The organism is Actinomadura rubrisoli, from assembly GCF_004349215.1.
GTDB classification, from domain to species: Bacteria; Actinomycetota; Actinomycetes; order Streptosporangiales; family Streptosporangiaceae; genus Spirillospora; species Spirillospora rubrisoli.
Genome location: NZ_SMKU01000138.1, coordinates 1 through 23519, shown reverse-complemented (window position 1 = coordinate 23519; position 23519 = coordinate 1). Strand labels below are relative to the sequence as shown.

Annotated in this window: 21 protein-coding genes; 16 read left to right on the top strand and 5 right to left on the bottom strand. The window is 73.8% G+C overall.

Annotated features, from left to right (window positions below):
- The first annotated feature begins 290 nt into the window (after nucleotides 1-290).
- The 3 genes from E1298_RS24245 (at nucleotide 291) to E1298_RS48360 (ending at nucleotide 2344) form a co-directional block, all read left to right on the top strand.
- Nucleotides 291-662: a DoxX family protein gene (locus E1298_RS24245; RefSeq protein ID WP_207944806.1), complete on the top strand. Its 372-nt coding sequence runs from the start codon at nucleotides 291-293 to the stop codon at nucleotides 660-662.
- 94 nt (nucleotides 663-756) lie between these two features.
- Nucleotides 757-2187: a serine/threonine-protein kinase gene (locus E1298_RS24240; protein WP_131897022.1), complete on the top strand. Its 1431-nt coding sequence runs from the start codon at nucleotides 757-759 to the stop codon at nucleotides 2185-2187.
- Nucleotides 2188-2191: 4 nt separating this feature from the next.
- Nucleotides 2192-2344: a hypothetical protein gene (locus E1298_RS48360; protein ID WP_165975641.1), complete on the top strand. Its 153-nt coding sequence runs from the start codon at nucleotides 2192-2194 to the stop codon at nucleotides 2342-2344.
- Between the two features lie 4 nt (nucleotides 2345-2348).
- Here E1298_RS48360 and E1298_RS24235 read toward each other — a convergent pair whose 3' ends face one another.
- From E1298_RS24235 to E1298_RS24225, 3 genes are read right to left on the bottom strand one after another with little or no spacing between them, the layout of a single operon-like run.
- A complete protein-coding gene (locus tag E1298_RS24235) occupies nucleotides 2349-3539 on the bottom strand; it encodes a lipid-transfer protein (RefSeq protein WP_131897020.1) in 1191 nt (396 codons plus the stop codon).
- Complete coding sequence (locus tag E1298_RS24230; RefSeq protein ID WP_207944805.1) at nucleotides 3536-4015, bottom strand: Zn-ribbon domain-containing OB-fold protein; 480 nt, start codon at nucleotides 4013-4015, stop codon at nucleotides 3536-3538. Before E1298_RS24230 ends, E1298_RS24235 begins: the two co-directional genes overlap by 4 nt.
- A 31-nt stretch (nucleotides 4016-4046) precedes the next feature.
- Complete coding sequence (locus tag E1298_RS24225) at nucleotides 4047-5282, bottom strand: MFS transporter (protein ID WP_131897018.1); 1236 nt, start codon at nucleotides 5280-5282, stop codon at nucleotides 4047-4049.
- A 79-nt stretch (nucleotides 5283-5361) separates the two neighbouring features.
- Here E1298_RS24225 and E1298_RS24220 point away from each other — a divergent pair, with 79 nt between their 5' ends.
- From E1298_RS24220 to E1298_RS24205, 4 genes are all read left to right on the top strand, one after another.
- A complete protein-coding gene (locus tag E1298_RS24220) occupies nucleotides 5362-6267 on the top strand; it encodes a LysR family transcriptional regulator (protein WP_165975640.1) in 906 nt (301 codons plus the stop codon).
- Nucleotides 6268-6321: 54 nt separating this feature from the next.
- Nucleotides 6322-7089, top strand: coding sequence for an SDR family oxidoreductase (locus E1298_RS24215; RefSeq protein WP_131897014.1), 768 nt, complete (start codon nucleotides 6322-6324; stop codon nucleotides 7087-7089).
- A 9-nt stretch (nucleotides 7090-7098) separates the two neighbouring features.
- A complete protein-coding gene (locus tag E1298_RS24210) occupies nucleotides 7099-8058 on the top strand; it encodes an LLM class F420-dependent oxidoreductase (protein WP_131897012.1) in 960 nt (319 codons plus the stop codon).
- Between the two features lie 89 nt (nucleotides 8059-8147).
- Nucleotides 8148-8435: a Fe-S cluster assembly protein HesB gene (locus E1298_RS24205; protein WP_131897010.1), complete on the top strand. Its 288-nt coding sequence runs from the start codon at nucleotides 8148-8150 to the stop codon at nucleotides 8433-8435.
- Nucleotides 8436-8546: 111 nt separating this feature from the next.
- Here the strand turns inward: E1298_RS24205 and E1298_RS48355 are convergent, their stop codons facing one another.
- Complete coding sequence (locus E1298_RS48355) at nucleotides 8547-8708, bottom strand: hypothetical protein (protein ID WP_165975639.1); 162 nt, start codon at nucleotides 8706-8708, stop codon at nucleotides 8547-8549.
- 92 nt (nucleotides 8709-8800) lie between these two features.
- Between E1298_RS48355 and E1298_RS24200 the strand changes: the two genes are divergently transcribed.
- From E1298_RS24200 to E1298_RS24175, 6 genes are all read left to right on the top strand, one after another.
- Nucleotides 8801-9451, top strand: coding sequence for an MBL fold metallo-hydrolase (locus E1298_RS24200; RefSeq protein ID WP_131897008.1), 651 nt, complete (start codon nucleotides 8801-8803; stop codon nucleotides 9449-9451).
- The gene (locus tag E1298_RS24195; protein WP_131897006.1) at nucleotides 9448-10122 is read left to right on the top strand and encodes an HAD family hydrolase; all 675 of its coding nucleotides are present in this window, start codon (nucleotides 9448-9450) and stop codon (nucleotides 10120-10122) included. Before E1298_RS24200 ends, E1298_RS24195 begins: the two co-directional genes overlap by 4 nt.
- Before the next feature lie 143 nt (nucleotides 10123-10265).
- Entirely contained in the window at nucleotides 10266-10469 is a 204-nt protein-coding gene (locus E1298_RS24190; RefSeq protein WP_131897004.1) for a PspC domain-containing protein, read from the top strand.
- 103 nt (nucleotides 10470-10572) lie between these two features.
- Nucleotides 10573-14070, top strand: a complete 3498-nt coding sequence (locus E1298_RS24185) for a hypothetical protein (RefSeq protein WP_243725767.1) — start codon at nucleotides 10573-10575, stop codon at nucleotides 14068-14070.
- Between the two features lie 66 nt (nucleotides 14071-14136).
- A complete protein-coding gene (locus tag E1298_RS24180) occupies nucleotides 14137-14712 on the top strand; it encodes a TetR/AcrR family transcriptional regulator (protein ID WP_207944804.1) in 576 nt (191 codons plus the stop codon).
- Between the two features lie 103 nt (nucleotides 14713-14815).
- Nucleotides 14816-15424, top strand: a complete 609-nt coding sequence (locus E1298_RS24175; protein ID WP_131897002.1) for a hypothetical protein — start codon at nucleotides 14816-14818, stop codon at nucleotides 15422-15424.
- A 52-nt stretch (nucleotides 15425-15476) separates the two neighbouring features.
- On the opposite strand, the gene lysX is transcribed toward E1298_RS24175, so the two are convergent.
- Nucleotides 15477-18764, bottom strand: coding sequence for a bifunctional lysylphosphatidylglycerol synthetase/lysine--tRNA ligase LysX (lysX, locus tag E1298_RS24170; protein WP_207944807.1), 3288 nt, complete (start codon nucleotides 18762-18764; stop codon nucleotides 15477-15479).
- 185 nt (nucleotides 18765-18949) lie between these two features.
- Here lysX and E1298_RS24165 point away from each other — a divergent pair, with 185 nt between their 5' ends.
- The 3 genes from E1298_RS24165 to E1298_RS24155 all read left to right on the top strand — a co-directional run.
- On the top strand, nucleotides 18950-20782 hold the full coding sequence (locus E1298_RS24165) for a serine/threonine-protein kinase (RefSeq protein WP_243725765.1): 1833 nt from the start codon (nucleotides 18950-18952) through the stop codon (nucleotides 20780-20782).
- Nucleotides 20783-20834: 52 nt separating this feature from the next.
- Nucleotides 20835-22673, top strand: coding sequence for a serine/threonine-protein kinase (locus E1298_RS49625; RefSeq protein ID WP_207944803.1), 1839 nt, complete (start codon nucleotides 20835-20837; stop codon nucleotides 22671-22673).
- Between the two features lie 22 nt (nucleotides 22674-22695).
- Nucleotides 22696-23519, top strand: an 824-nt coding sequence (locus E1298_RS24155; RefSeq protein WP_131896998.1) for a serine/threonine-protein kinase, incomplete at its 3' end; no start/stop codon positions are given.

The following is a 23519-nucleotide window of genomic DNA, read 5'->3' as shown; positions in this document are numbered from 1 at the left end:
CCACCCACCCGTCCAGGACGACCCTCAGGCCGTGTCCGGAGACGGCCGCGGCGGTCCCCCCGGCCGCGGCGGCCGCCCCCGGAGTCTCCTCGATCCGGCCGCGAGACCTCCTCGCGCTCGGGCCTCATCACGGCTCCTCCGAGGTTCGCAACGGCCGGTCAGCGCGCTTCCATTCCCCGTCATCACCCTCTCATCGCAGGTCACACGGCACAATGTGGTGGCCTCGGCCACAGTCGCAACCCCGGCCCCGCTCTATTGGACGACCCGTCCGATCTGTCAGACTCCGGACTATGACCGACTCGTCACGCGCGACCCGCCGCCTTGTGGGCCTCATGGCAGGGATGGGAGCGGCGCACCTGCTCGTCCCCCGGCCGTTCGACGCACTCGTCCCCGAGCGGCTCCCCGGCCGCGCGCGGACCTGGACCTACCTCAGCGGCGCCGCCGAGCTGGCCTGCGCCGCCGCCGTCGCCCACCCGCGCACGCGCAAGGCGGGCGCCCTCGCCACGGCGGGCCTGATGGCGGCGGTCTTCCCCGCGAACATCAAGATGGCCCGCGACTGGCGGCACCGCCCCCTGCCCCTCCGCGCCGCGGCCTACGGCCGACTACCCCTCCAAGCCCCCCTCATAGCCTGGGCCCTCCACGTCGCTCGCAAGGCGGACTGACCACCCGCGCCGGTGCCTTGCGTTCGGGGCGCAGGGGGTGGGGCGGAATGAGATTATTCGCGTCATGTGTGCGCGACGGACGGGGTTGTGACCTGTGGAACCATTGCGTCCCGAGGATCCGTCACAGATCGGCGGCTATCCGGTGATCGCCCGGCTCGGCGCGGGCGGGATGGGGCAGGTCTATCTGGGGCTCACCGGTGCCGGCCGGCACATCGCCCTCAAGGTGATCCGCGAGGACTTCGAGGGGCCGCAGGCGCTGGCCCGCTTCCGGCGCGAGGTCCAGACCGTCGAGCGGGTGCGCAGCCGGTTCGCGGCCGCGATGGTCGGCGCCGGGCTCGACGCGCCCCCGTACTGGCTGGCCACCGAGTACGTCCCCGGGCCGACGCTCAGGCAGGCGGTGGCCGAGCACGGCCCGCTGCCGCCCGAGACGTGCCTGCGGCTGCTCGCGGCGCTCGCCCAGGGGCTGCTGGAACTGCACCGGCAGGGCGTCCAGCATCGTGACCTGAAGCCGGGCAACGTCATTCTCGCGCCGGACGGCCCGCGGCTCATCGACTTCGGCATCGCGCGCGGCGAGGACCAGACGCAGATCACCCAGACCGGTGCGTGGAACGGCACGCCGGGCTTCGTCGCGCCCGAGGTGGTCCGCGAGCAGCAGCCCGTCCCGGCGTCCGACATGTTCTCGCTGGCGGGCACCATCGCCTACGCCGCGACCGGACGGCCTCCGTTCGGCGGGGGGCGGATCGAGGCGATCATCCACCGGACGCTGGGCGGCGACATCGACCTGGCGGGAGCCGACCCGCGCGTCGCCGAACTCGTCGGCCTGTGCGCCGCGAAGGACCCCGCCGACCGGATCACGCCCGAGCGCCTGCTCCAGATGGCCGCCGTCCCCGGTGTCCTCGCCGACGACCCGGCATACCGGACGCTCGTGGGCGTGGCCCGGCCGGTGCCCGCCAGCGTCGCGGACGCCGTCGCGACCGGTCTCGTCACAACCGACCGTGCCCGGACGATCGGCCGTCCCCGGGGCGCGATCATCGCGGCCGCCGCCGGGGTGGCCGCCGTCGTGCTGGCCGGTGCGCTGGCCGCGCGCTTCGCCTTCGACGGCAACGGCAGGGGCGCGGAAGCCGCCGGGCCCGCGCGCGGAAGCGGCGTCACCAAGACCGGCGGGCCCTCGCCCGCCGGATCGTCTCCCGCGTCGCGGACGCCCGACGCGAGCGGACGTCCGCCGGACGAGATCCTCGTGAAGCAGCCGACCGACGACTTCAACAACATGCGCTGGACGAAAGCGAACTCCAGCTGCCTCCCGGCCGTCCGTCCAGAGGACTCGCGCCTTGCCTACGACATGCAGACCGGTGCTCCTCGCGAGCCGGTCACCGGGCGGACGGCCGAGCTCACGATGCGGTTCAAGTTCGTGCGGAAGACCGGCTACTACGTCGCCGCGGAGGTCCGTCCCCCCTGCGGGGACCCAGGGCAACTACGTCACCGGGATCGTGCACAGCAAGCCGACGCTTCTCCCGTCGAACGATGACTTCGTGACGCTCCACTACCCTGCGGACTTCAAGTTCGCGGGGTCCGACAGCGGGGTGTACGACCTGGCCACGGGCGACTGGACGGTCATCTGGCTGCACGTCAGGGCCAACGGCGACGCGTACTACCTGGGCTGCGACGGCTTCTCGGTCAAGTAGCGGGCTACCGGACCGCGATGACCGCCGAGCCGTGCCCGAACAGGCCTTGGTTGACGGCGATGCCCGCGCGCGCGTCGTCCACCTGGCGGCCCTCGGCCCGGCCGCCCAGCTGCCAGGTCAGCTCGCACACCTGCGCGATGGCCTGCGCCGGGACGGCCTCGCCGAAGCAGGCGAGCCCGCCGCTCGGGTTCACCGGCACGCGGCCCCCGAGCGCGGTGGCGCCGGAGCGGAGCAGCTCCTCGGCGCCGCCCGGCCCGCACAGCCCGATGTCCTCGTACCAGTCGAGCTCCAGGGCCGTGGACAGGTCGTACACCTCGGCCAGCGAGAGCTCGTCCGGCCCGATCCCGGCCTCCTCGTAGGCGGCGTGCGCGAGCGCCGGGCGGAACGGCCGCTCCGGTTCGTCCGCCGCCATGGCCGAGTCGGTGGCGAAGTCCGGCAGGTCCAGGACGGTCTTGGGGAACGTCGGCGTGACCGTGGACAGCGCCGAGATCCGGACGGGGTCGGCGACGCCGTGCCGCCGCGCGAAGTCCATGGACGACAGCACCAGCGCGGCGCCTCCGTCGCTGGTGGCGCAGATGTCCAGCAGCCGCAGCGGGTCGGCGACCACGGCGGACGCGCGGACGTCCTCCAGGGTCACCTCCTTGCGGTACCGGGCGTTCGGGTTGCCGAGCCCATGCCGCGCGTTCTTCACCTTCACGGCGGCGAAATCGTCCAGCGTCGCGCTGTGCATCGCCATGCGCCGCCGCGCGTACAGCGCGAAGTAGATCGGGTTGGTCGCGCCCAGAAGCCGGAACCGCAGCCAGTCGGGATCGTCTGGACGGTCACCGCCGACCGGCTTGAAGAAGCCCTTCGGCGCCGCGTCCGCGCCCACGACCAGCGCCACATCGCACAGACCGGCGAGGATCTGCGCGCGCGCCGAGCCGATGGCCTGAGCGCCCGACGCGCAGGCCGCGTAGCTGCTCGACACCTGCGCGCCCGACCAGCCGAGCGCCTGCGCGAACGTCGCCCCGGCGATGAACCCGGGATACCCGTTGCGGATGGTGTCGGCCCCGGCCACGTACTGGACGTCCTGCCACGCCACCCCGGCGTCCGCCAACGCGGCCCGTGCCGCCGCCAAGCCGTACTCGACGAAGTTGCGGCCCCATTTCCCCCACGGATGCATCCCAGCCCCAAGCACCGCGATATCTCTGCTCATTGGCTCGCTCCGCTCGCGCCGCGCGGGCTCCTTTTCGGGATCCACATCCAGGTGGTGTATTCGGCCTCGTCGTCTTCGTAGAGGACGCCTTCGGTGAGTTCGACTTCCATGCCCACCGCGAGGTCGTCGACGGTGTGGCCGGGGGCGACCTGGCCGAGGACGACCATGCGCTCGGCTTCCAGTTCGACGGCGGCGACGGCGTAGGGGCGGAAGGGGTCGGGTGAGATGTACGGGGGCGGCGGCTTGTAGCGGGAGTCGGCGTAGGACCAGATGCGCCCGCGTCCGGACAGGGCGTGTTCCTGGAGCTCGGAGCCGTCCTTGGGGCCCGTGCAGCGGGGGTTGCGGCAGGCCAGCTCGTTGCGCGGGAAGTATGGGGTGCCGCAGGACGTGCAGCGCGTGCCCAGCAGGCGCACCTGCCCGTCTCCGGCGGTGAACCAGCCCTCGATCGCCGGACGACGTCGCTTGGTCGTGCTCACGCGGCCCTGCCCTTCTTAAGGTGCTCCCTGGCTACCGGCGCAGCTTACCAACCAAGCGACCGCTCAAGAAGGGCGGGCGGCCGGAGCCCGGCATGCCCGCGGCGGCGAGGAGGGCCACGGCCAGCAGGGCCAGGACGTACAGGCCCGTCCCGTTCCAGTGGCCGTGCTCGTAGGCCACGCCGCCCGCGGTGCCGCCGATGCTGCTGCCCAGGTAATAGGCGAACAGGTAGAGGGCGGACGCCTGGGCCCGCGCGGACGGGGCGCGCCGGCCGACCCAGCCGCTGGCCACGGCGTGCGCGCCGAAGAACCCGACCGTGAAGACCAGCAGGCCGAACGCCACGAGCGGCAGGCAGGACGGCAGCGTCAGGACGAGCCCGGCCGCGGCCAGCAGCAGCGTCCCGGTCAGGACCCGGCGGCGTCCCGAGCGGTCGGCGAGGGTGCCCGCCCGCGCGGAGGCGGCCGAGCCCGCGACGTACATGACGGCGATCAGGCTGACCACCGCCTGCGGGAGGTGGAACGGTCCGTCCAGAAGCCGGTAGGTGAGGAAGTTGTAGACGGTCACGAACCCCGCCATCGCGGTCAGCGCGACCAGGTAGAGGCGGCGCAGGCCCGGGTCGGACAGGTGGGCGAGCAGCGGCCGGTAGTCCACCCGGGACGGACGGAAGAAGCGAGACGGCGGGAGCAGCAGCCAGAACGCGACCGTGAACGCGAGGGCCAGCAGGCCGGTCACCGCGAGGGCCCATCGCCAGCCGGCCACGTCGGTGACGGTCCCGGGGACGAGCCGTCCGAGGACGCCGCCGATGCCCGTCCCGGCGACGTAGCGGCCCATCGCGCCGCCGAGGTGCTCGCCGTCCACCTCGTCGGCGAGGTAGGCCATCGCGACGGCCGGGACGCCCGCGAGCGCGAGACCCTGCACGGTGCGGACGGCGGCGAGCTGGCCGAACGTGGCGCACAGCGGGAGCAGCAGCCCGACCAGCGCGGACACGACGGACGACACGACCATCACGCGGGTGCGCCCGTACCGCTCCGACAGCGAGCTGACCGGGATGACCGCGACCGCGACCGCGCCGGTGGCCAGCGAGACGAGCAGGCTCGCGCGGGCGGGCGATACGGAGAAGGTCCCCGACAGCTCGGGCAGCAGCGCCTGCGTGCAGTACAGCGACATGAACGTGGTGAGCCCGGCCGCGAAGAGGGCGAGGTTGACGCGGCGCAGGCCGGGGGAGCCGAGCCGGTGCCGTTCCGGGACCTCCACGGGGGCGGTGGTCATGGGTTCCAGGTTCAACCTGAATGAGTCATGCGTCCAATGAGAGTTTGCTTGGCAATCGATGCGAGAGCATCATGAGTGCATGGATCTCACGACCGTCCGGTGGTTCCTGGCGGTGGCTGAGCGCGGGCATGTGACGAATGCCGCGGCGGAGCTGCGCATCTCCCAGCCCGGCCTTTCGCGTGCGATCGCCCGTCTGGAACGCGAGCTGGACGCGCCGCTGTTCGACCGCGCGGGCCGCGGGGTCGTCCTGAGCCGGTACGGGACGGTGTTCGCCGAGCACGCCCGGCGCCTCGTCGCCGAGGAGGAGGCGGCCCGCCGGGCGCTGGCCCAGGCGGCCGATCCTGAGCGCGGCGAGGTGTCGCTGGGGTTCCTGCACACCCAGGGGCCGTCGTTCGTGCCCGGCCTGATCCGCCGCTACCGGCTCGACCACCCTGGCGTCACCTTCCGCCTCAGCCAGGACCGCTCGGAACGGGTCGCGGCCATGGTCCTGGAAGGGCGGGCAGACCTGGCCATAACGAGCCCCCGTCCGGACGACCCGTCCCTCACTTGGCACCCTCTGGTCATCGAACGACTACAACTGGCGGTGCCCGCCGACCACCACCTGGCAGAGCGGCGGCGCGCGCGCGTGAGCGACGTCTTGGACGAACCGTTCGTGGCGTTCCGCGCCGGTGCGGGCCTACGGGTGGTCACCGAGGAGCTGTTCGGGCTGGCCGGAGCACGTCCAAGGATCGCGTTCGAGGGGGAGGAGACGTCGACCGTCCGCGGCCTCGTCGCGGCAGGGCTGGGCGTTGCGATCGTGGCGCCGCTCCGTGCGGGGGAGGAGTTCCCGGGGGTACGGCACATCACGCTGGCCGAGCCCGCCGCGATCCGCACGATCGGGCTGGTGTGGGCCCCTGGACGGACCCGGCCGCCCGTTGTGGAGGGCTTCCGTAGGTTCGTCATGGGCCGCGGGGACGACCTGCACGGACCACCTACTGACCCGTAAGTAACGTGGATACAGTAAACCGAGTCGGATTCTGGCGCGTGAAGGAGACTGCGGATGCGGACTGGACTTCAGGGGAAGACGGCCCTGGTCACGGGGGCCTCCCGGGGGATCGGCAAGGCGATCGCCACCGCCCTTGTGTCCGAGGGCGCGAACGTCGTCCTGTCCTCCCGCAAGCAGGAGGCGCTGGACGAGGCCGCCAAGGAGATCCGCGCCGCGCACCCCGGCACGGGCGTCCTCGCCAAGGCCGCCCACGTCGGCGACGCCGAGCAGGCCGCCGCGTGCGTGGACGCGGCCATCGCCGAGTTCGGCGGTCTGGACGTCCTGGTCAACAACGCCGGCACCAGCCCCCACTTCGGCCCGCTGAGCGAGATCGAGCCCGCCGCCGCCGAGAAGACCGTCCAGGTCAACCAGTTCGCCGTCGTCCAGTGGACGTCGCTGGCCTGGAAGCGCTCGATGCAGCACCATGGCGGCGCCGTCATCAACATCGCGTCCGTCGGCGGCATGGTCACCGAGCACGGCATCGGCTACTACAACGCCACCAAGGCCGCCGTCGTCCACCTCAGCCGACAGTTCGCGATGGAGCTGGCGCCCAAGGTACGCGTCAACTGCATCGCGCCCGGCCTGGTCAAGACGGCCCTCGCCCGCGCCCTGTGGGAGAACAACGAGGAGCAGATCAGCACGTACATGCCGCTCGGCCGCATCGGCGAGCCCGAGGACATCGCCAACGCCGCCGTGTTCCTCGCCGGTGACGCCGCGTCCTGGATGACCGGCCAGACGCTGGTCGTGGACGGCGGCGCCACGATCCGGCCCTCGATCGCCTAGGAGACCGCCATGTTCCGCTGGGGACTCACCATCCCGCTGACCGGCCTGCCGCTCGGCGAGCACCGCGACCTCCTCGCGGGCCTGTCCGACCTGGGTTACACCGACGCCTGGTCCGCCGAGACCAACGGCACCGACGCCTTCACACCCCTCGCGCTCGCCTCCCAGTGGGCGCCCAGTCTGCGCCTCGGTCCCGCGATCGTGCCCGTCTACACGCGCGGTCCCGCGCTCCTCGCCCAGCACGCCGCCACCCTCGCCGACCTCGCCCCCGGACGGTTCGTGCTCGGCATCGGCGCGTCGTCCGACACGATCGTCGAGCGCTGGAACGGCATCCCGTTCGACGAGCCCTACAAGCGCACCCGCGACACCCTGCGCTTCCTCCGCAAGGCGCTCGCGGGCGAGAAGGTCAAGGAGGACTTCGAGACCTTCTCCGTCAAGGGCTTCAAGCTGGAGACCGCCCCCGCCACGCCGCCCCCGATCGTCCTCGCGGCCCTCCGCCCCGGCATGCTGCGCCTCGCCGCCCGCGAGGCCGACGGCGCCATCAGCAACTGGCTGGCGCCCCACGACGTCCGCACCGTCCGCGCCGAGCTGGGCGACGCACCGGAGCTGATGGCCCGCCTGTTCGTCTGCCCGACCGACGACGCCGGGGAGGCCCGCGCGATCGGCCGCCGGCTGATCGCCGCGTACATGACCGTCCCCGTCTACCGCGCGTTCCACACGTGGCTCGGACGCGGCGAGGTGCTCCGTCCGATGAACGAGGCGTGGGCCGCGGGCGACCGGAAGAAGGCTCTGGAGGTCATCCCGGACGAGGTCGTGGACGACCTCATCGTCCACGGCTCCCCGGCGGCCTGCCGCGACCGCGTCCGCGAGTACGTGGCGGCCGGCCTCACGACCCCGGTCCTCGCCGTCGTCCCGGGCGGCGGCCTCTCCCCTTCGGAGGCGGTCCGCGCACTCGCCCCGTCGGCCGGCTGATGACCTGGTAGGCGGATGTTTACCCCCTGGGTGAGTGGGGAGGGTGGGGCAGATCCGATCCAGAACGAAAGAGACGTGAGGAGCTGATCGTGCTCACGCTGACCAGTGGCGCCGTCCAGGTCATACGCACGGTGACCGCGAATCCCGAGCTTCCGCCCGAGACCGGGATCCGCATCGAGTCCGGGCTCGACGGCTCGGACGCGCTGCGGCTGTCGGTCGCGCCCGGGCCCGAGATGAACGACCAGGTCGTCGAGGAGGAGGGGGCCAAGGTGTACCTGGAGCCGACCGTCGCGGAGCTCCTGGACGACAAGACGCTCGACGCCCAGGTGGACCCGCAGGGCGACGTGGCCTTCACGATCGCGGAGGGATCCGCGTGACCTGGTCCTGACCACTTCCCCGCTCGGTCAGGACCGGCAGGGGCCGGGGCACCTGGTGTGCCCCGGCCCTTTTCGTGAGCACGGGCCTCTACACGGGCACGCACCGGCGGGTCAGCGCATGGCCGCCACCACGGCGAGGACGGCGAAGAGGAAGGCGGCCGTGGTGAGGATCATGAAGGCCGCGATCACGGCGCAGGCGAGGCCGCGCGGCTGGTCCCGCCAGGTTCCGTAGCGGTCGCGCACCTGCTGGTCCAATTCGGGGTCGGACGACACGGGCCCAGTTTGTCACCCGGACAACGACGGGTGGGATCCAGCGCCCCGGGGGCGGTCATGGGGTTTCGGGGGCGGCGTGAAAAAATCGTTCGATGCGCCTCACCAAGCTCGGGCATGCCTGCGTCCAGATCACCAGGGACGACCGGACGGTCATCATCGATCCCGGCGCGTTCAGCGGGGCCGCCGAGGCCCTCGCCGCATCCGACGCCGTCCTGATCACCCACGAGCACTTCGACCACTTCGACGCCGACGGCCTGCGCAAGGCCCTGGCGGAGCACCCCGCCCTGGAGGTGTGGACGTCCCGCGTCGTCGCCGAGAGCCTCGCCGACCTCGGCGGGCGCGTGCACCAGGTCGGGCACGGGGACGCGGTGACGATCGCGGGCTTCGACGTCCACGTCTATGGCGAGGACCACGAGATCCTGCATCCCGACGTCCCGCCCATCCCGAACGTCGGGTTCCTGCTGGACGGCGAGGTCTTCCACCCGGGCGACGCGCTCACCGTCCCGGGCGAGCCGGTGCCGACCCTGTGCCTGCCGGGCAACGCCCCGTGGCTGAAGGCGCCCGAGATGTTCGGCTACACGCGCGAGGTCCGTCCGGAACGCGCGTTCGTCATCCATGACGGGCTGCTGAACGACATCGGCCTCACGGTCATGGAGCGGCACGTGGCCACGGCCGGCGAGGAACTCGGCAAGGACTTCCGGCGCCTGGCCCCGGGCGAGAGCGTGGAGCTGGCCGCCGCGTGAGCACGAGCACCCCCCGGGCCGTCCAGGCCGTGTTCTTCGATATCGGCGAGACCCTGATCAACGAGGGCGAGATCTACGGGCGCTGGGCCGACTGGCTCGGCGTGCCGAGGCACACCTTCCTCGCCAAGCTGGGCGCGGTGCTGGCGTCCGGCGGCGACCACATGGACCTCCTGGAGTACTTCCGTCCGGGATTCGACCTGGAGGTGGAGGAGAAGCGCCGCGCCGAGGCGGGCGTCCCCAACGGTTTCGGCCCGGACGATCTGTACCCGGATGCGCGGGCGTGCCTGTCCGGGCTGCGCGACCAGGGCCTGTACGTGGGCATCGCGGGCAACCAGCCGGCCGAGGCGGCCGAGCGGATGGCCGCGCTCGCCCTCGACGCGGACGTGGTCGGCATCTCGGACGTGTGGGGCATCCGGAAGCCGTCCCCGGAGTTCTTCGAGCGGTGCGCGCAGCTCGCCGACGTGCTGCCCGAGCACGTCCTGTACGTGGGGGACCGCATCGACAACGACGTCCGGCCCGCCCTGGCGCTCGGGATGCGCGCGGCCTTCCTGCGGCGCGGGCCGTGGGGGCACATCCAGCGCGACGACGAGGCGCTGCGCGACTGCCTGTTCGTCCTGGACGACCTGGCCGGCCTCCCGGCCCTGATCGAGCGCTACGACCACGCCCCTTAGGGGCGATCCCCTAAGCCGGGAGTACCCCTTCCGAACAGGCCGAACGGCCGATGTGAGGTGCCCTGTCCGGTTCGTAGCTTGGAGAACGTGGCCGTGAGAACGCGGCCGCGTTCACCGCTCGACGAATCGGGGAGAAGAGACTCATGAACGGCCTTTACCGTCCGCGCCACGGTCGGATCATCGGAGGGGTCTGCGCCGGGCTCGCGCGCCGGTTCGGCATGGCGCCCTGGACCGTCCGGCTGCTGGCCCTGGCCTCCTGCCTGCTGCCCGGACCGCAGTTCGTCGTCTACCTCGTCCTCTGGGTGATGCTGCCCAGCGAGGACCGCTACATGGCGCGCACGCACTGACCACGCCCGCGCGCCTGCATGATCATCGATGGCTCTTGGCCGGGCCCGCCCGGGGGTGTTAGATCGTGGCACACCATTCCCCAGCGGGAGGGAAGGAGCCGCGGTGCCTGAGCAGGGCCCGGGTCCCGGCCGGACGGCGGACGGTGCGGGGGGCACCGGGCGTGCCGCCGGGGACGCCTGTGACGCCGCCGCCACGGACGCCTCCGCCGAGGCCGAGGCCGCCGCCGAGGACGGCCCCGCGGCCGCTGCGGCCGAGCCGGAGCGGGCGGCCCGTCTGCTCGGCTACCTGCGTGATCTGGCGCGGGCCCGCCTGCGCCCGGCCCGCGATCTGGCCGAGCACCACCAGGTGCTGTGGCTGGCCGAGCTGCCCGGCGACGTCTATGTGGAGGCCGACGCGGGTCCCGGCGACGTCCTGTTCAGCGTGCCGGTCATCCCGCTGGCGCCCCCGGCGGTGCTGGAGGAGTTCGACGGCTGGCTGGCGCTGCGGCACTGGTACCGGATCCTGCGCGACCTCGCCGACCAGGAGGCCGGCGGGGGCCACGAGGTCGTCCTGGCGGCGGGACTGCTGTCCTGGCGGCCGCAGGCCGGGCCCGCCGTCCACGACCACCTGCTGAGCACGCCCGTCCGGATCGTCGTGGACGGGCGGACGGAGCGCATCGACGTCGTCCTCGCCGGGCACACCAGCCTGCGCGACCGCGAGCTGCTGTCCGGCCAGCCCGCCTACCGGCCCGCCGACCGGGTGTCCGACGCGGTACGGGCCGGGCGGGGCTTCGGGCTGAACTCCTCCGTCGGCGACCTGCTGCGCGAGTGGTGCTCCACCGCCTTCGTGGACGGGGCCTTCGCGGGCGGGGACGAGGCCGCCGCCTACCGCGAGGACTGGGCGCCGGAGCCCCCGGGCGCCGCGCTGCCCGCCGTCCCCCGGCTGCGGCTCGCGCCCGCGCTCGTCGTCCGCCCTCCGGGACGGGAGGCGGTCGCCGACTACCACACCAGGATGATCAGGCTCCTGGTGAACGGGACCGCCGTCCCCGAGGGGCTCGCGCGGTTCGTCGCGCCGGGCGGGCGGCCCCACGTCAAGCACATCGCCGAGACCGGCCCCGGCACCACCCAGACCTTCCTCGCGGGGCTCCTCGTCCTAGGGATGCGGGTGGTGGTGGCCACGTCCGGCGCGAGCGCCTCCGGCGCGCTGAGGGCCGCGCTGCCCCCGGACCTGGCGGCCCTCACGGTCGCCGACCCCGCCGTCGCCGCCGACACGGCGGAGGCGCTGCTCGCCCGCGCCGCCGCCCACGACCCGGGACGCCACGGACGGCACGTGGCCGCGCTCGCCGAGCGGGAGGCCGCCGCCGACCGGGACGTCGCCGAGCTGCGCGAGCGGGTCGGGGAGGCCGAGACGGCCGAGGCCACCGACCTCGGCTCCGGCTACCGCGGCGGGCGCGGCGAGCTGGACGAGCGGCTCCGCGCCGAGGCGCCCGACCTGGCGTGGCTGCCCGTCCGCCCGGACCTGCCGCCGGGCCCGCCGATCTCCCGGGCCGAGGCGGCGGAGCTGGTCGTGCTGCTCGCCGAGGAGACGCCCGGGCGCAAGGCCCGCACCGCCCAGCGGGACGTGGACCCGGGCGCGCTGCCGAGCGCGCCCTACGTCCGCACCCTCATCGAGGCGGAGGCGGCCGCCGCCGAGCGCGCCGAGCGCTCCGGGACGGACCTGTCGCGGCGCCTGCGCGACCTCGACGTCACGCGGCTCGCCCGGCTCGACGGGTGCGCCTCCGTCGTCGCCGCCGCCCTCCGCGACGTCGGGCTGGACGGGCATCCCGGCGGCTGGAACCCCGCCGACCTCGCCGCCCGCGCGTTCGGCGACGCCCTCGCCCACCGCCGCCCCCTCGTCTGGTCGCGGGTCGCGGAGATGGCGGCGCGCGCGGACTGGGCGCGGCGCGCGGTGGCGGGCATGGGCGGCCGCCGCGTCGTGCTGCCGCCCGGCGAGCCGGACCTGCGCCGCCTGGCGGACGCCGCGCGGGACCTGCGCGACTACCTCGACGGCGGCGGCACGCTGAAGCGCGGGCCGCTGCGGTCGGCGGCCCAGCGGCAGGCCGAGGCGCTGCTCGGCGGCGCCACGGTCGACGGCGAGGCGCCCACGACGCCGGAGCTGCTCGACCTCGTCTTCACCGACCTCATGGTCCGGATGTCCTGCCAGGAGCTGCAGTACGTGTGGGACGCGGCGGGGATCTCCTTCCCCGTCGACCCGCCGCCCGCCGACCGCGTCATCCGGTTCGCCCGCGCCCACGCCCGCCTTGCCCGCGTCCGGGACGCCATGCCGGCGGTGGAGGAGACGAAAGAACTCCTGCGGCTGTCCCATCTGAGCGTCCCCCTCGGCCATCCGCTCCAGTGGCACGGGTACGCCTCAGCCCTGGCCAGCGCCCTGGAAGGCCTGGGCGTCGACCGCGCCGCCGCCGACCTCGCCGCCCTGCGCGACTCGATCGGCCCCGTGGACGGCGACGACCCGCCTGAGCTCGGCGCGGCCCTCGACGCGATCGACGCCCGGGACGCCGCCGCCTACGGCCGGGCCCTCGGAGCGCTCGCCGAGGCCCGGCACGAGCGGGCCCGGCAGATCCGCTGCGAGGAGCTGCTCGGCCGCGTCCGCGCCGTCCACCCCGATCTCGCCAACCTCCTGCTCGCCACCGACGGCGACGACGTCTGGCAGGCCCGCACCCGGCGCTGGGACGAGGCGTGGGCGTGGGCCCGCGCCTCCGCGCGGCTCGCCGGGACCGCCCCGTCCCCGGCCGCCGAGGGCCTGCGCGCCTCCCTCGCCGAGGCCGAGGAGCGCCTGCGGACCGTCCGCGACGACCTCACGTCCGCCCGTGCGTGGGGCGCCGCGCTGGCCCGCCTGGCCGGGCTGGACCTCGCGTCCGCGGTGTCCGCGTCCGCCGCGCCGCACGAGGTCGTCCCGGCGTGGATCCTGCCGCTCTGGCGGATCCCCGACACGCTTCCGCCGCGTCCCGGATCGTTCGACGTCGTCCTCGTGGACGGCGAGCACGGCGCCGGCGCCGAGGCCCTGTTCCTGCTGTGGCTCGCCCCGAGGATCCTCCTCATCGGTCCGTCCGGGCCCGAGCTCCCCGTCCCGGACGGTCCCGCCCCGGCCGTCGCGCTGCCCGACACGCTCCAGGGAAGGCTCACCCCCACGACCTCCCTGTTCACCCTCCTGACCCAGGACCCGGAGCCCTCGCCGGGCGGCGACGCGCCGGAGCCGGGCGCAGAGCCGGAGCCGGGTGCCGAGCCGGAGCCGGGTGCCACCCGGCCCGATCCGCGCGCCGCCGCCCCGCCGGCGCCGAGGGAGCCCGTCCCGCCGCCGCGTCCCGCTCCGCCCGAGCAGCGCGCCCCGGCCTCCCCGCGGCCCGAGCCGCCCGGGCAGGTGCGGCGCGGGCGGTCGATCGTCAGCTACAAGCGTCCCGAGCTGGTCGAGTTCGTCGGACGGATCGCCGCGCGCGAGCCCGACCTGACCGACGAGCAGATCGTCGAGCTGGCCGCCCGGCTCCTGGGCTGCCCGGAGGACGAGGCGCTCCTCGTCGGCGCCCGGCTCCGCTACGCCGTGGAGGCCTACCGGTCCGGGCAATAGTGCCCCGGACGCCCGTCCTGGAACGCTGTGACCATGGGGAACGCCGGGGACCCTAAGATCGGGACCATGACGCAAGCTCCGCGCGCCCTGAGGGCCGACGCCCAGCGCAACCGGGCGCGCATCCTCGACGTGGCCAGGACGGTCGTCGAGGAGCAGGGCACCCAGGCGTCGCTGCGCGACATCGCCCGGCGCGCCGAGGTCGGGATGGGAACGCTCTACCGGCATTTCGCGACGCGGGAGGAGCTCCTGGAAGCGCTGCTCGGGAGCCGGTTCGACCGGCTCGCGGCGCGGGCCGGGACGCTGGAGGCGACGCGTCCCCCCGCCGAGGCGCTGGAGGAGTGGCTGCGGGAGTTCGCGGCGGGCGCCGCGACGTACCGGGGCCTGGCCGCGTCGATGATCGCGACGCTGGAGGACGACGCGTCCTCGCTGCACGCCTCCTGCATGGCGATGCGGGAGGCCGGGGCGCGGCTGCTGGCGCGGGCGCAGGAGGCGGGGCACATCCGCCCCGACGTCGACGGGACGGACCTCTTCGCGCTCTTCAGCGCCGTCGCCTCGATCGCGGACGTGGCGCCGTCGATCGCCGCGCGCCGCGACCACCTGTTCGCCCTGGTCATGGAGGGGCTCGTCAGCCGGTCCCGGTAAACGGCGCGTGCGTGTCCGGGCACACCGGCACAATCTGCTGCATGAGAACTGAAGAACGGGTCGAGGTGTGGCGCGCCGTGATCCGGGGCGACCACGGGTCCCCATGACCGCGTGGGACGAGGACGCGCTGGCGTGCCTGCGGGCCGCCGCGCAGCGCGGGGACGGCGCCGGGGGGCTGGCGGCGCTCGCCGGCCGGCCGCTCGGGCCGGTGCTCCAGTACGCGGGCGACGTGCTGGTCGCCGCTCTGGCCGAAGGGCTGGACGCCGCGCGGCCGCGGGCCCGCGAATGCGTCGAGGCGCTGGACGGCCGCGGCCTTCCCGGCGACGCTGAGCTGGCCGCCGAGCTGACCGCGGCCCTGGAGGGACCGGGGACCGGGCTCCCGCCCGTGCCGGCCGATCTCGGCGCCGTGGCGGCCGCGCTGGAGGACGCCGATCCCCACGTCCTCGACCTGGCGCGCGGCGACGTCCTCGCCCTGGACGAGCTGACTGGGGATGAGCCGGCCGGCGACGAGCCGGCAGGGGAACCCTCCCTCGACCACGCGGACGCCGCGTACGACCCCGGCCGCTGGCTCCCGATCCCGCCCGGCGCCGTCCCGGACGAGGACGAGGGCACTCCAGGGGACGCGCAGGAGGCGAGGGAGGACGCGCGGCGGGGCCGGGCGCGCAAATGGCTCGCCGACCACGGCTACCGCCCCGCCCCCCGCACCCTCTAGAACCCCGGAAGCCCTCTAGAACCCCGAAAGCCCTCAGGAACCCCGGAAGCCCTCAGGAACCGGGGCGCACCAGCGGGAACGGGATCGTCTCGCGGATACTGCGGCCCGTGAGGGTGATCAGCAGCCGGTCGATGCCCATGCCCATGCCGCCCGCCGGGGGCATCGCGTACTCCAGGGCGCGCAGGAAGTCCTCGTCCAGCTCCATGGCCTCGGGGTCGCCGCCGGCGGCCTGGAGCGACTGCTCGGTGAGCCGCCGCCGCTGGAGGATCGGGTCGATCAGCTCGGAGTAGGCGGTGCCGAGCTCCAGGCCGAACACGATGAGGTCCCACTTCTCGGCGAGCCGCGGGTCGTCGCGGTGCGGACGGGTCAGCGGCGAGGTCTCGGCCGGATAGTCGCGGACGAACGTGGGCGCCATCAGGTGCTCCTCGACCAGGGCCTCGAACAGCGCCTGGACGATCTTCCCCTGGCCCCAGGACGGGTCGGCGTTCAGCCCGACCCGTCCGGCGAACCCTTGCGCGGCCCTGAGCGGGGTGTCGGGCGTGACCTCCTCGCCGAGCGCCTTGGACACCGACTCGTAGACGGTGACCTCTTGCCACGGCTGGGCCAGGTCGTACTCGACGCCGTCGCGGACCAGGACGGTCGTGCCGAGCGCCGCGTTCGCCGCGTCCACCACCAGAGATCGCGTGAGCGCGGCCATGCTGTCGTAGTCGCCGTACGGCTCGTACGCCTCCAGCATCGTGAACTCGGGGTTGTGCTTGTGCGACACGCCCTCGTTGCGGAAGTTGCGGTTCAGCTCGAACACCCGCCCCACCCCGCCGACCAGCAGCCGCTTGAGGTAGAGCTCCGGGGCGATCCGCAGGTAGAGCTGCATGTTGTAGGCGTTGATGCGGGTGGTGAACGGGCGGGCGGCGGCGCCGCCGTGGATGGGCTGGAGCATCGGCGTCTCGACCTCAAGATAGCCGCGCCCGCGCAGCCCGTCGCGGACGGCGGCCACGGCGTCGCCGCGCATCCGCAGCATCCGGCGGGCGTCGTCATTGACGATGAAGTCGACGTAGCGCTGCCGGACGCGGGCCTCGGGGTCGGACAGGCCGGAGCGCTTGTTGGGCAGCGGGCGCAGGCACTTGGCGGTCAGCGTCCACTCGGCGGCCAGCACCGACAGTTCGCCGCGCCGGGACGTGGCGACCTCGCCGCGCACGCCGACCTGGTCGCCGAGGTCGATCAGCGTCTTCCAGCGGCGGAGGGAGTCCGCGCCGAGCGCGTCGGAGGTCAGCATGACCTGGAGGTCGGCGGTCTCGTCCCGCAGCGTCACGAAGATCAGCCGGCCGTGCTCGCGGGCGAGGACGACACGCCCGGCGATCGCGACGCACGCGCCGGCGCGGGTGTCGGGCGCCAGGTCCGCGAAGCGCTCGCGGATGTCGGCGGCGAAGTCGGTGCGGTCGAACGACAGGGGGTAGGGCTCCATGCCCGCGGCGCGGATCTCCTCCAGCTTGGCGTGCCTGACCCGCTCCTGCTCCGACAGGCGGCGCTGCGGCGCGCGGGCGGCGTCGGCGGCCTCCTCGATCTCGTGGATCCGGTCGACGAGGTCGCCCGGCGGCACGATGGCGGCGGCGCGGTCCAGCTTGGGGCGGTTGAAGCTCGGCAGGAAGCCCTCGGCGCGCGCGTAGGCGAGCCCGAGCCGGACGAGGTGGCGGCCCTGGGTGTAGCAGATGTAGCGGGGGCGCCAGTCGGGCAGGTACTTGGCGTTGGACAGGTACAGCGACTCCAGCTGCCAGAACTTCGACGCGAACGACAGGAACCGGTAGTACAGCCGCGCGACGGGCCCGGCGCCGATCTGCGAGCCGCGCTCGAACGCCGAGCGCAGCATCGCGAAGTTCAGCGAGAGCTGCTGCGCGCCGACCGCGGCGGCCTTCTCGGCGAGCTTGGCGACCATGTACTCGTTCAGGCCGTTCTCGGCGGCCCGGTCGCGGCGCATCAGGTCCAGCGACAGGCCCGTGCGGCCCCACGGGACGAAGCTGAGCAGCCCGCGCAGCTCGCCCTCGGCGTCGAACGCCTCGACCATGACGCAGCGGCCGTCGGTCGGGTCGCCGAGCCGTCCGAGCGCCATGGAGAAGCCGCGCTCGGTCTCCTCGCCGCGCCAGGCGTCGGCGCTGCGGATGAGCTTGGCCATCTCCCAGCCGGGGATCTGGGAGTGGCGGCGGATGCGGACGGTGTAGCCGGCCCGCTCGACGCGCCGGACGGCCTGCCGGACCTGACGCATCTCGCGGCCGTCCAGGTTGAAGTCGGTGAGGTCGACGATCGCCTCGTCGCCGAGCTCCAGGGCGTCGAACCCGTGCCGCTTGTAGATGTGCGCGCCGCGCTCGCCGACGCTGACCGCGCCGGGGATCCAGGCGTGCGCGCGGCACTCCTCCAGCCACGCCTCGATCGCCTGGTCCCACGACTCGGGGTCGCCGAGCGGGTCGCCGCTGGCCAGGGAGACCGAACCCTCGACCCGGTAGGCGATGGCCGCCTTACCGTTCGGGGCGACGATGACGTCCTTGTCGCGGCGCAGGGCGAAGTAGCCGAGGGAGTCCTGGTCGCCGTATTCGGCGAGCAGCGCGCGCGCCGCCAGCTCTTCGGGCGGGCTGAGGACGGGGTCGCGGCGGCCCGGTTTGAACAGCGCCCAGAACGTGGCGATGAGCAGCCCGGTGCCGAGCACCCACAGCATCGCGTCGACCCAGAACGGGACGGAGACGTCGATCGGCTTGCCGGTGACGCGGGGCCCGAGGACGGTCTGGGCGATGGCGTAGACCGGGTGCGTCCAGAAGTCGCCCTCGCGATTGCTGTCGGTGACGGTGACCAGGAACGTGCCGATCCCGCAGGTCACGACCAGCAGGCTGGTGAAGACGAGCGCGGCGAGCCGGCGGTTGGCCCGGTCGGGCAGCGTGGTGAACTGCCCGCGCGCGGCGATCAGCAGGCCGAGCACGGCGCAGTAGACGGTCGCGGTGACGATGAGGCCGACCGGGGTGGGCTGCTTCGGGTCGAACAGCGCGGTGAGGACGGCGGTGACGCCGAGCGCGGCGGGCAGGCAGAAGATCAGGATGAGGATCCGCAGGGCGGCCTTCTTGCGCCGCCGCACGCCCATCGACAGCAGGATCCACAGCAGCCCTATGGGGACGCTGGGGAACCAGCCGAGGTAGCCGATCCACCGCAGCGCCCAGATATCGGCTATCTCAAGGATGAGACCATAGGAGACCCAGGCCAGCAGAGACAGGATCCCGGAGAGACGGGTGTACCAGAAGAAGATCGTCGGCGCAGCCTGGATCAGGCGGCGCCACTCGCCTAGCAGGCCCTTCTCCGGCATCGTCCCCCCGTCGCCGCGCTGTGCAAGTCTTTTATTTGTACCGGGTGTCACGTCCATCACGCTTCCGTCCGCACCCGCTCACCCGGCGGCGAACCTTGGCGGGACACCGGGCGTCGTACGGGTAGGGGGATGTGGCTTGCAAGCTCGGTCCAAGGTTGTCAGCAAAAGTCGATATGGTCGCGCATATGCCAAATGAGACCTCGGGCGAGCGGTTGCTCGCCCGCCGCTACCGCCTGGTGACCCAGGTCGGCCGAGGTGGCATGGGCACGGTCTGGCAGGCACACGATGAGGTCCTTGGTCGTGACGTCGCGGTGAAGGAGGTCATCCTCCCGCATGGTCTCACCGACGAGGAACGCGCCGTCCACCACAAGCGCACGTTCCGCGAGGCGCGCACCGCCGCGCGGCTCGGCCACCCGGGCGTCGTCACCGTCTACGACGTCGTCGAGGAGGACGGCCGGCCCTGGATCATCATGGAGCTCATCAAGGCCCGCTCCCTGGACCAGGTGATCAAGCAGGAGGGCCCGCTCGAACCGCGCCGCGCCGCCGAGATCGCCCGGCAGATGCTCGCCGCGCTGCACGCCGCGCACGACGCCGGGGTGCTGCACCGCGACGTCAAGCCCAGCAACGTGCTGGTCACCAGCACCGGCCGGATGGGCGACCGGGCCGTCCTCACCGACTTCGGCATCGCGACCGCCTCCGGCGACGCCACCCTCACCCAGACGGGCCTGGTCATGGGCTCGCCCGCCTACATCGCGCCCGAGCGCGCCCGCGGCCGCGTCGCCGGGCCCGCCTCCGACCTGTGGTCGCTGGGCGTCACCCTCTACGCGATGGTGCACGGCAAGTCGCCGTTCGAGCGCTCGGAGCCGATGGCCGCGCTGGTCGCCGTGATCTCCGAGGAGCCCGACCCGCCCGACAAGGGCGGCCGCCTCATCCCGATCATCGAGGGCCTGCTGCGCAAGAACCCCGACCAGCGGATGGACGCGATCGAGGCCGGGGCGCTGCTGGACGACATCGTCCGCCAGGAGACCGTCGACACCCAGCGCACCATGGCCGTGGAGTACACCGCCGAGGAGCTTCCCGGCCGGACCCTCGTCACGCCCCCCGGCGAGCTCCCGGAGCCGGACGAGGCGCCCGCGCGCCCGGACGGGGCCACCCGCTTCGACGCCCCGGCCGGCGCGGCTGGCGCTGCCGTGGGCGGCGCTCCAGGCCGGGCCGACGTGACCGCGCCGGAGGCCCCGCCCGCTCTGGACGACCCCGCCCGGGACCCGGCGCGCGCCACGTCCTGGCATGCCGGGCCCCCGACCCGCCCGGCCGGCAGCACCCTGCCGCCGGCCACGCTCGGGTCGCGGATCCCCGCGCTCGCCGGGAACCGCAACGCCTTGATCATCGGCGTGGTGGTGCTGGTCATCATCATGGTCGTCGCCGGGATCGCGCTGGCCGGCTCCGGGGGCGACGAGAAACCCGAGAGCCGCGAGAGCCCGTCCTCCGCGCCGCGGAGCGCGAGCCCCTCGGCCCCCGCGACCTCGGCCAAGCCCAGCGCCACACCGGGCGCGGCGCTGCCCGCCGGCTTCCGGATGCACAAGGACCGCAGCGGCTACGCCATCCCCGTCCCGGACGGCTGGACCGGCCCCGAGCGCAAGTCGGGCGGCGACTTCTACTACGCGCCCGGCCGCGAGACCTACATCCAGGTCGACCAGACCGACGACCCCGGCAAGAGCGCCATCGGCGACTGGCGGCGGCAGGAGAACGGCGGCGCGGCCTTCCCCGGCTACCAGAAGATCAAGATCGCGCCGACCGGCGACCACGGGCCCGTCCCCGACACCGGGAACGGCGACAAGTCCGCCGACTGGGAGTTCACCTTCCAGGGCGGCGACCGGCGGCTCCACATCCTCAACCGCGGCTTCGTGGCCGGCGGGCACGGCTACGCGATCCTCGTCCGGGCTCCCGACGCCGACTGGGACAAGGTCATCGCCGACCTCCAGCCCGTCTTCCGCTTCTTCGAGCCGGCGGGCACCTGATGGTGATCGGCGTATGCCGATCTGTTAGCTCGGATCGGTAGGGTCGCCACTCATGTCGGACGGGGAACACACGGACCAGGAGGACGGGCGACTCCTGGCCGGGCGCTACCGCCTGCTGTCGGTGGTCGGTAGCGGCGGTATGGGCACGGTCTGGCGCGCGCACGACGAGACCCTTGACCGCGAGGTCGCGGTCAAGGAGGTCGTGCTGCACGCCTCGCTCGGCGCGCAGGAGCGCGAGACCCGGCACCTCAGGACGCTCCGCGAGGCGCGCGCCTCGGCGCGGTTGAACCATCCGGGCGTCGTGACCGTACACGATGTCGTGGACGAGGACGGCCGGCCGTGGATCGTCATGGAGCTGGTCCGGGCCCGCTCCCTCCAGGGCATCCTCGACGAGGACGGGCCGCTGCCGCCCGGCCGCGTCGCCGCGATCGGCCGGCAGATCGCCGGCGCGCTGCGGGCCGCGCACGCGATCGGGATCCTGCACCGCGACGTCAAGCCCGCGAACGTGCTGGTCGCGGGCGACCGGGCGGTGCTCACCGACTTCGGCATCGCGCAGCTCGCGGGGGAGGTCACGCTCACCCACACCGGGCTGATCATGGGGTCGCCCGCGTACATGTCGCCCGAGCGGGTCAAGGGCGACGGCGCGATCCCCGCCTCGGACCTGTGGGCGCTCGGCGCCACCCTCTACGCCGCCTGCGAGGGCAAGGCCCCGCACCACCGCAGCGACGCCATGGCGGTGCTCGCGGCCGCGATGACGCAGGACGTCCCGCCGCCGCGGAACGCCGGGCCGCTCGCGCCGATCCTGCTGGGCCTGCTGGAGCGCGACCCCGTCCGGCGGATGGGCGCGGACCGGGCCGAGGAGTCGCTCGCCGCGATCGCCTCCGGGCACGCCGCGAGCCAGGCCGCGGCGGAGCTCGCCGAGCAGGGCGGGGGCCGGCCGGACGGCCGGTCCGCCGCCACCGTCGACGACCGGCACTGGAGCACCGGCACCGCGGCCGACCAGGGCTCCACGCGGGTCGCGCACCAGCCGCTCCCGTCCTGGCCCGCGTCACCCGAGTCAGTGCCGCCATCGTCCGTGCCGCCGCAGTCGGTACCGCCGCACGCCATACCGGCACAGTCCGTCCCTGTTCCGGACGTGAATTCCGGCATGCTGACGCAGCACCCGGGATACCCGCAGGGTCCTGGCGGGCCGTGGACGTCGGGCATGGGCCCCTCCGGGCCTTCCGGCGTCCCGCCGAAGCGGCGGAACATGGTGCCCGTCCTCGTGGGCGCGCTGGTCGCGGTGGCGATCATCGTGCCCGCCGCCGTGTTCCTGTGGCCGGACGGCTCGTCCGGCGGCGATCCCGGGGCCTCGCAGTCGCCCATCGCGGACCGGCCGTCCAGCGGACCGTCCACGACGCCGTCCGACACCCCGTCCTCGGCCGCCTCCTCGCCGCGCCCGTCCAGGACGCCACTGCCGGCGGGACTGGTCCGCTCGGCCGGGCCCGGGTACTCGATCGGCATCCCGCAGGGTTGGAGGCGGTCAGAACAGGGCAATAGCACCGTCTGGACCGATCCGGTGACGAGTGCGTACGTTCAGGTCGACCGCACACCGTGGTCGGGCGACCCCTACGAGCACTGGATGACGTGGAAGGAGCAGGCCAGGGCCGATGGCAGGATGCAGGGCTTCCGGGATCTCGGGGTCACCCGCACCTCCGTCGGGGACGTTCCCGCCGCCGACATCGAGTTCGTCTGGGCGCGGCAGGGCGGCACCCGGGCGCGCGACCGGGGCGTGATCTACAACGGCCGCGCGTATGCCGTGGTGGTGGCGGTCCCGGTGTCCAAGTGGAACGAGAACGAGGCACTCGTGAAGAATGTGCTCGACGCGTTCCAGCCCGCAGGGGTGGGATGAACACTTGGGGGACCAGTCAGCGATGGGACAGGCACGTCTGCTCGGCAACCGCTACCGGCTCGACTCGGTGGTCGGCCGCGGCGGCATGGGCACCGTGTGGCGCGCCTACGACGTCATGCTGGACCGCGAGGTCGCGGTCAAGGAGGTCGTCCTCCCGCCGGGGCTGAGCGAGTCCGAGCGCGCCGTCCTGTACGAGCGGACGTTCCGCGAGGCGCGGGCGTCGGCGCGGCTCAGCCACCCGGGCGTGGTCATCGTCCACGACGTGGTGGAGGAGGCCGACCGGCCCTGGATCGTGATGGAGCTGGTCCTGGCCCCGTCCTTGCAGGACCTGCTCGACCAGGGCCCGATGGAGCACCGGCGGGTCGCCGAGATCGGGCTGCAGATGCTCGCCGCGCTCCGGCACGCCCACGAGAAGGGCATCCTGCACCGGGACGTGAAGCCCAGCAACGTGCTCATCACCGACGCCGGGCGGGTCGTCCTCACCGACTTCGGCATCGCCCAGGTGGAGGGCGACGCGACCCTCACCCAGACCGGGCTGGTCATGGGCTCTCCCGCCTACATCCCGCCGGAGCGCGCCCAAGGTGAGCGCGCGGTGCCCGCGTCCGACCTGTGGGCCCTGGGGGCGACCCTGTACGCGGCCGTCGAGGGACGCTCGCCCTACGAGCGCTCGGACGCGATGGCGTCGCTCCAGGCCGCCCTGACCGAGCCGGTCCCGCCGCCGCGCAACGCGGGCCCGCTCACGCGCGTCCTGGAGGGGCTGCTGGCGCGCGAGCCGGTGAACCGGATGACCGCCGTCCAGGCGCAGCCGCTGCTCACCCAGGTGGCGGTCCTGCCGCCGCCCCCGCC